Here is a 7,611-nt window from a genome sequence, read left to right as displayed (position 1 = left end):
CTCTACGGCCTGGATGAGCAGGCGAGCAGACGGCTGACCAACTATGTCATGGATGGTGCCAGCGCCGAAGGTTTAGAATCTGCCCTGCACGCGCTGGAACTGCCTGATGAACTCCTTAAAGTTATCGATGGCTCCGTGCTCCTTGCCGACTTTGTAGGCTATCGGGAGTTTAGCCCGCAGATGAGCGGCCTGGACCGGCTCAAGGAGAGCGTCACTGCCTACCCCAACGGTACTGATAGGCTCAGCGCTGTGTCCCGTGAGCTGATTCAGCGGCCCTGGCTAGCGGCAGCAGATGGCTTTGCTCAATTGGGTGCTTCCGGCCTGCTGGCTGTGTGGGCTACCCGCCGTCTTCTCAAGGGCCAGCCTGCCCGCGGTGCCGCTGTTAGCGCAGCGGCGCTGGGGGCAAGTGGAGCCGCAGAGCTGGTCCTTGCTCGTGCTTATAGCTGGCTTCACCAGGTCCACCCCCCTGCTGCGGAGCAGGGGCATGCGCCGCCTACCTCAATTCTTGATGAGCTACAAGCTCAGAAAGAAGAAGCTGAGCAGAAGAATCCTCATCCGCTTGACTTCAAGAGTCTGAAAACTTTGAGCCGCAGAGCCTTTACAGGCCTGGGGGCAAAAGCTAGGAGGGCTGGCCAGAAGTATCTTGGGCCTAGGTCCGAATAAAACCAGACCGGGGTTTGTGGCCTGGTGTCTAGTTCACTTCTTCTAAGGGCACCTAGAACTGGGTCACATATCCCCCGGATGGGGGAGTTTGAAGGGCTAGCAGGCTTGATAGGGTGGGCGGGTGAAAAGACTTCCCCTCCTGAGCATGAGCACCTGGAACCGTATCGATCCCGACTGGGAACGGCCTACCCCGCCACAAACTAGCCTGCGGCGCGATATCTGGGCCTGGGTCCTTATCTTAGGTATCAGCCTGCTCTATAACGCCAGCTTCCACAGTAGTGGCCTCTACGGGAGCGACCCGGATGACATCCGCGCCAGCTACCTGGTGGTTTCTGCCATGACCCTGCCCCTAATGACACGGCGGCGCTACCCTATAGCCACCCTGATAGTAGCAACCGCTATTTTCTTTGGTATCGGCAGTCTTTCTCAGATTGCGGTTTCTACGCTGAGTTCTCAGCTTTGCTACTTTACCGCGCTTTATAGTGCGGTAGCCTGGGCCAAAAATCGGGCTATGCTTTGGATTGTCTATACCTTAGTTTGTGTATCTGTCTTTCTCTGGATTGTCATGATTTGGGTAACGATGGGCTCCACCTTCAATCTCTTTGGGGTCGAGGACTATCGAGGAGGGCTCTTTAGCCTGCCCACTGCCGCCTATATTGTGACAGCTCTGAGCAATACCTGTTTCTTCGGTCTGGCCGGTGCCCTGGGGCGTACTGCCTGGAAGGAGGCCTATCAGCGTCATATTCTGGCCCAGCAGGCCGACCAGCTTGAGGCTCAGGCCGTTCAGATAGCCCAGGATGCAGTTCATAAGGACAGGTTGCGCATAGCCCGGGAGCTTCACGACTCAGTGGGCCACCACGTTTCGTCCATGGGTATTCAGGCGGCAGCCGCCCGTCGTGCCCTGGAGAAAAAACCTGAGCTGGCGGCTCAACCCCTCCAGAACATCGAAAAGCTGGCCCGGTCATCGGTGGCTGAGATGAAGAACCTGATTCGGGTTTTGCGGGAGTCAGATGCTGAGCCCGGTACCACGGCTAAGGAACCTCAGATTGCTGATATCCATACCTTGGCCCAGACCATGCGGGAGAGCGGCATAGAAACCCAGATTCAGATTAATGCCGGTAGCGAGAAGAAATTAGAGGGCCTGCACCAGGGTACCCAGCTCTCCATTTACCGCATGGCTCAGGAGGCCCTGACCAATGTTCGTAAACATTCCTCGGCTCGGTCGGTGATTCTGGCCCTCCGCACCGGCGGCATAGGGGAGAATACCTGGGTAGAGCTTGAAGTCACCGACGACGGTACGTGCGCTGAAAGCGGCCAGGTCGGTGCAGTGCCCGGCTACGGCCTCCAAGGAATTAGGGAACGAGCTGCCGCTCTCGGCGGTAGCGCCCAGATCGGCCCTCGCACAGGAGCAGAGGGCTGGAGGGTGCTCGTTCGGTTCCCCGTCCGTTTTGAAGATTACCAGGAAGAAAAATAACCATGACTATTCGAGTCCTTCTGGCCGATGACCAGGAACTGGTCCGGAGCGGCTTCTCCCTGATTCTCTCCATGGAAGACGATATGGAGGTCGTCGGCCAAGCCGGTAACGGGCAGGAGGCGATAGCCCTGACCGAGCAGACCCAGCCGGATGTCATTCTGATGGACGTGCAGATGCCGGTCATGGACGGTATTGAAGCCACAGCGCGTATCCGCCAAGAATACCCCGAAACCTCCGTCCTAATTTTGACCACTTTCGACCGGGAAGACTACCTCTTTGCGGCTCTCGAAGCCGGAGCCAGTGGCTTCCTGCTCAAAACATCCGATGCCGATGACCTGGTCGATGCTATCCGTAAGGTAGCCAGCGGCCTGGCCCTGCTCTCACCCGAGATGACCCTGCCACTCATCGCCCGGTTCGTGCAATCCACCTCCCGGGGGAAGGAAAACAAGCAGGGGAGCGGGCCTGAGCTGAGCCCTGAGGACGCTTTTGCTCTGAGCTCTCTGACCCCGCGCGAGAAAGAGACCCTCGAACTGCTGGCAGGGGGCATGACCAACGCCGAGATAGCCTCAACCCTCTTCCTGGGTGCCGCCACCGTCAAAACCCACGTCTCCAACATCCTGGCTAAAACCCACAGCAGGGACAGAGTTGGCGCCGTCATCTTTGCCCACCGCGTAGGGCTGGTCAGCTGATCCACCCCACACAACTCCCCCGAGAGGTTCCCCCTCCCGGGGGAGTTCTTTGTGCCCGCCCAAACCTAGAGTTAGAGGTAGAAACAAACACCACACACTGGGGTAAGCCCACCAACTAGCCCCACCACCTCAGGAGAAACACCGTGACGCAAGAGAACAGAATTGAGGTGCAAGGTCTGACCAAGACCTACGGCACCAAGACCGTTGTTGATCAGGTGAGCTTTACCGTAGAACCCGGGAGCATGACTGGATTCCTTGGCGCTAACGGTGCAGGTAAAACCACCACTATGCGTATGATCATGGGCCTGCTCGAACCCACCGCAGGTTCAATCCGCTACCGGGGTCGAGAGATTACCTCCGCCGACCGTGCCAGCTTTGGCTACATGCCCGAAGAACGCGGCCTCTACCCCAAACAGCCCATCCTGGCCCAGCTCACCTACCTGGGCCAGCTCCGCGGAATGAGCGCAAGCAGCGCCAAAAGCCTTGCCGCTGAGCACCTGAGCGAACTGGGGCTGGGGGAGCGACTCAACGACAAGCTCGAAGCCCTTTCCCTGGGCAACCAGCAACGAGTCCAGATTGTAGCCTCGATCCTGCATAACCCCAGCGCCCTGATCCTGGACGAGCCCTTCTCTGGCCTAGATCCTCAAGCCGTCGATACCATGGTCGCTATGCTCCGCTCGCTCATGCGACAGGGTGTCCCCGTTCTCTTCTCCTCCCACCAGCTTGATTTGGTCGAACGCCTCTGCGACTCCGTGGTTATCCTGCACCAGGGCAGTATCCCTGCCGCAGGCAAAGCCAAAGACCTCCGTCAGGCCGGTGTACCTCGGTTCATCTACAAGGGCGGCCAAGATGCCGCCTGGTTGCGTGAATTCCCCGGCCTCAAGGTCCTGGACGTTGCCGGAACCCAAGCCATCCTAGAAATCGAACCCGGCGCCGACCTGCATGCCACTCGCACCGCCCTCCTCCGCCAGGGCATCGAACACGACATGCACGAATTCTCCCGTCAGCTACCCACTCTTGGCGATATCTACCGGAAGGTAACCCAGCAATGAGCACTACGATTAATCAGCCCAAAAACGCCTGGCAGATTGTGGCCACACGGGAGGTCATGGTCAAGCTCAAAGACAAGAGCTTTGTCGGTAGTACTATTTTCACAGTATTAATCGTGCTAGCGAGTATCCTTATTCCCTACTTCCTCAACTCCGGCGGCAAAGAATACACCCTAGCCACCACTGACAGCCGAGCCAGCTCCTTCGTCACCGTAGCTGATGCCACCAGTGACCAAGACACCAGCTTCACCGCTACCCAAGTAGCCGATGCCGATGCCGCCCGCGCCCTGGTCAAAGACGGCGATGCTGATGCCTATCTAGCACCCACCGATAGTGGCTGGGAGCTGGTTTTTGACAGCGAGCCCGATAAGAGCCTGTTCAACGATATGAGCGAGGCCATTACCTCCACCGTCACCGCCCAAAACGCAGCAGCCCAGGGCATAGACCTAGAGGCCCTCAGCGCTGGAACTAAGGTGACGAGTAGCTCTATCTCCGGTAACGATAACACCGCCCTAGCCTTCCTGGTGGCTTTTGTCTTTGCCATGCTCTTTTATATGAGTACTGTGCTTTTCGGTGTTGCCATCGCTAATAGCGTTGTGGAAGAAAAACAGAATCGCATCGTAGAAATCATCGCTACCGCCGTCCCCCTAAGGCAGGTGCTAGCAGGCAAGGTAGTGGGCAATTTGATCCTGGCTATCCTGCAGGTTGCTGCTTACGCAATCGTTGCCCTGATCGGTTTACAGGTTACCGGAGCTGCCGCTGAGTTTGGCTGGGTCCTACCTTCGGCAGGCTGGTTTGCTGTCTTCTATATTGCCGGCTTCACTGCTATTGCAACTATCTGGGCGGCTGTGGGGGCTATGGCGGCCCGTACCGAAGATATAGCCAACCTGGCTAGCCCCGTCACTATGGTTTTGTTAGCCGCTCTCTTTGGTGGAGTTTATGCTTCGGGTACCATCCTGAAAATAGTATCCTTTGTGCCGGTGCTGTCTTCCATCGCTATGCCCCGCCGTCTACTGACGGAAGAAGTGGCCCTGTGGGAGCCACTGGCCGCATTGGGCCTTACCCTGCTGGCGGCAGCCCTGTTGACCCGCCTGGGTGCCCGAATCTATCACTCCAATATCATGCGTGGCGGTGGCTCGGTCAGCTGGAGGCAGGCAGTCAAAAAGTAAACCTGCTCCCTGCACGCTCGTGGCTGAGCCTGCCGACCTCCCCTGACCGCCAGAGCCGAGCCAGTCGGCGGGCACAGCCTCATAGGCATTAGACACAACACACCGCTTTTAGGTGGCTAAAGCCTAGCTTAAGTGGGAACAAGCTGGCATACTTGACGGGTACTCGATTTTCCCCGGCCCCTCTCATCCGGGGGAGGTTGTGTCCGCAGAGGAGCTTGGTCAGGCCCGCCCCACGAGCCAGGACCAGTTCTTCGAACACTGATAGAAAACAGGAGAAACCACTACAGTGGCTGTTAAAATTCGTCTCAAGCGTTTCGGTAAAATCCGCGATCCCCGCTACCGTGTTGTAGTAGCTGACTCACGCACCAAGCGTGACGGTAAGGCTATCGAGGAAATCGGTATTTACCACCCGACCGAGAACCCCTCACGCATCGAAATCAACTCAGAGCGTGCCCAGTACTGGCTGTCAGTTGGCGCCCAGCCCACCGAGCAGGTAGCTGCTCTGCTGAAGCTAACCGGCGACCTGGCTGCTGCCAAGGGCGAAAAGGCTGAAAACCAGGTCAAGCCTGTTGACGCTAAGCCTGAGTTCGTTGTTCCCGAGAAGGGCTCGGTCATCCTGCCCGAGGCTATCACCCCCAAGGGTGAGGACAAGGCTGAGGAAGCTCCCGCTGAAGAGGCTACTGAAGAAGCCGCTTCTGAGGAAGCAGCAGAGTAATCATGTTGGCTGACGCTCTCGAACACCTGGTTCGGGGTATCGTCGATAACCCAGAGGACGTGAAGGTTCGGGCTAAGACCGGTCGGCGCGGTGAAACTCTGGAAGTCAGCGTCCACCCCGATGATCTGGGTCGCGTGATTGGCCGTTCTGGCCGAACCGCCAGGAGCATCCGCACCGTGGTCAACGCCATTAATGATGGTGACCGTCTTAGGGTAGATGTCATCGAGACCGATCGACGACGCTAACTGAATACTTGAAGAAGCCCCGCTCCGGGAAACCGGCGCGGGGCTTTTGCCTGCCCCGGTGCGTTTTGTGCCCGCACCATTGCGCTACCGGTAGAGTGTAAGAACAAGAACACCCCTCATCCCCAACCCCTCAAGGAGCCACCCATGCAGGTCCAGGTAGCCCGAATCGGCAAACCCCACGGCATTCGCGGCGAAGTCACCGTCCAGCTTTTCACCGATTCCCCCCAAGAACGCTTCGCCCCCGGCTCCGTCCTCGAGATCGAAAACCATAACCCTGCAACTCCTGCCGGTGCCCTGGCACCGGCAGGTAGCCTGACTGTCAAAAACTCCCGCTGGAACAAAAAAATCCTGGTCGTAGCCTTCCAAGAAATCACAAACCGCAACCAGGCCGAACTCCTACGCGACACCCGCCTCAGCTTCGACTCCACCACCGAAGCGGCAGAAGACGATAGCGAAGGCTACTACGAGCACCAACTCCTGGATCTGCCGGTCTACCTGGCCTCTGACATCAGCGAGGACGGCTACCTACCCCAAGAACCCATCGCCCTAGTCGTGGGCCTGCAGACCATGCCCACCCAGGACATCATGCTCCTTAAAAACACCGCGGACGGCTCTGAGGTCATGATTCCCTTCGTCGAAGAGCTTATTCCAGCTATTGATATTGAAGAGGGGTACGTCATTATCGACCCGCCCGCCGGCCTACTGGAACTCAACAGCAAGACCGAAGAGAGCGAAAACGAGCAGGACGCATAACCCATGCGCTTTGATGTCATTACTATCTTCCCCGAGTACCTTGCGCCCCTGGAACTTTCCCTGCTGGGCAAAGCCCAAGAGACCGGCAAAGTTGAGCTAAACCTCACCAACCTGCGCGACTACGCCACCGACCGGCACAAGACCGTGGACGACACCCCCTACGGCGGGGGAGCAGGCATGGTCATGAAACCCGAACCCTGGGGCCTGGCCCTGGACCAAGCCCTAGCTAACTCCCCGCTTGCTGGCGACTCCCAGCCGCTACTGATCGTTCCTTCCCCGGCCGGGCAGGTCCTCACCCAGCAACTGGCCTACCAGCTGGCCGAAGAAGAGCAACACATTGTCTTTGCGCCCGCCCGCTACGAGGGCATCGACGAGCGGGTACTCAACTGGGCCCAGCAAAGCTTTAGAGTCATGCCGGTATCCATTGGTGACTATGTTCTCTATGGGGGAGAGGTCGCGGTCATGGTCATGATTGAGGCTATTACCCGCCTGATACCCGGTGCTATGGGCAACCCCGAGTCCCTGGACGAAGAATCCCACACAGGCGGCTTGCTTGAATACCCGGTCTACACCAAACCGGCTACCTGGCGGGACCAGCAGGTTCCCTCTATTCTGCTATCTGGCAACCACGGGGCCATCGCCCGCTGGCGGCGCGATGAGCAGATTATCCGCACCTTTGAGCGGCGCTACGACATGATAAAGGCCTACCCCCAAGAGGGCTGGGACAAGAAGGACCGTAAGCTCCTGCAAGAACTGCATGCCGCTAAGAAAGCCGCCGAGCAAGCGGCCCTTGCATAAGGAGCCCCAGAGCCAAGCAATTAAACTCACACAAGGTCAGCAATCTTTCCCGCCAG

At 58.1% G+C, this 7,611-nt stretch carries 9 protein-coding genes; all 9 read left to right on the top strand.

Translation table 11 applies throughout. The annotated features are described in order from the left end of the window. Positions 1-663, top strand: a 663-nt coding sequence (locus ACN080_RS06480; protein WP_419113332.1) for a hypothetical protein, incomplete at its 5' end; no start/stop codon positions are given. A gap of 145 nt (positions 664-808) precedes the next feature. Next, on the top strand, positions 809-2,137 hold the full coding sequence (locus tag ACN080_RS06475; RefSeq protein WP_419113331.1) for a sensor histidine kinase: 1,329 nt from the start codon (positions 809-811) through the stop codon (positions 2,135-2,137). A gap of 2 nt (positions 2,138-2,139) precedes the next feature. Beyond that, positions 2,140-2,826, top strand: a complete 687-nt coding sequence (locus tag ACN080_RS06470; RefSeq protein WP_419113330.1) for a response regulator — start codon at positions 2,140-2,142, stop codon at positions 2,824-2,826. A 143-nt stretch (positions 2,827-2,969) separates the two neighbouring features. Continuing rightward, positions 2,970-3,878 (top strand): ABC transporter ATP-binding protein, encoded by a 909-nt coding sequence (locus tag ACN080_RS06465; protein WP_419113329.1) that lies wholly within the window; start codon positions 2,970-2,972, stop codon positions 3,876-3,878. Continuing rightward, a complete protein-coding gene (locus ACN080_RS06460; RefSeq protein ID WP_419113328.1) occupies positions 3,875-5,044 on the top strand; it encodes an ABC transporter permease in 1,170 nt (389 codons plus the stop codon). Before ACN080_RS06465 ends, ACN080_RS06460 begins: the two co-directional genes overlap by 4 nt. A 286-nt stretch (positions 5,045-5,330) precedes the next feature. Beyond that, a complete protein-coding gene (rpsP, locus tag ACN080_RS06455) occupies positions 5,331-5,759 on the top strand; it encodes a 30S ribosomal protein S16 (RefSeq protein WP_419104697.1) in 429 nt (142 codons plus the stop codon). A gap of 2 nt (positions 5,760-5,761) precedes the next feature. Beyond that, positions 5,762-6,004, top strand: coding sequence for an RNA-binding protein (locus ACN080_RS06450; protein WP_419099511.1), 243 nt, complete (start codon positions 5,762-5,764; stop codon positions 6,002-6,004). Positions 6,005-6,148: 144 nt separating this feature from the next. Next, positions 6,149-6,757, top strand: a complete 609-nt coding sequence (rimM, locus tag ACN080_RS06445; protein WP_419099514.1) for a ribosome maturation factor RimM — start codon at positions 6,149-6,151, stop codon at positions 6,755-6,757. Between the two features lie 3 nt (positions 6,758-6,760). Continuing rightward, positions 6,761-7,555, top strand: coding sequence for a tRNA (guanosine(37)-N1)-methyltransferase TrmD (gene trmD, locus ACN080_RS06440; RefSeq protein ID WP_419099515.1), 795 nt, complete (start codon positions 6,761-6,763; stop codon positions 7,553-7,555). Positions 7,556-7,611 lie beyond the last annotated feature (56 nt).

This window comes from Rothia sp. CCM 9416 (genome assembly GCF_048513535.1).
Lineage (GTDB): Bacteria > Actinomycetota > Actinomycetes > Actinomycetales > Micrococcaceae > Rothia.
The sequence above is the reverse complement of the archived record's forward strand: the minus strand, read 5'-3'. Positions and strand labels throughout refer to the sequence as shown.

Excerpts from the sequence above, each read along its gene's own strand:
- ACN080_RS06470 (WP_419113330.1), top strand. The coding sequence starts at position 2,140 with ATGACTATTCGAGTCCTTCTGGCCGATGACCAGGAACTGGTCCGGAGC.
- ACN080_RS06460 (WP_419113328.1), top strand. The coding sequence starts at position 3,875 with ATGAGCACTACGATTAATCAGCCCAAAAACGCCTGGCAGATTGTGGCC.
- ACN080_RS06475 (WP_419113331.1), top strand. The coding sequence starts at position 809 with ATGAGCACCTGGAACCGTATCGATCCCGACTGGGAACGGCCTACCCCG.
- trmD (WP_419099515.1), top strand. The coding sequence starts at position 6,761 with ATGCGCTTTGATGTCATTACTATCTTCCCCGAGTACCTTGCGCCCCTG.
- ACN080_RS06450 (WP_419099511.1), top strand. The coding sequence starts at position 5,762 with ATGTTGGCTGACGCTCTCGAACACCTGGTTCGGGGTATCGTCGATAAC.
- rimM (WP_419099514.1), top strand. The coding sequence starts at position 6,149 with ATGCAGGTCCAGGTAGCCCGAATCGGCAAACCCCACGGCATTCGCGGC.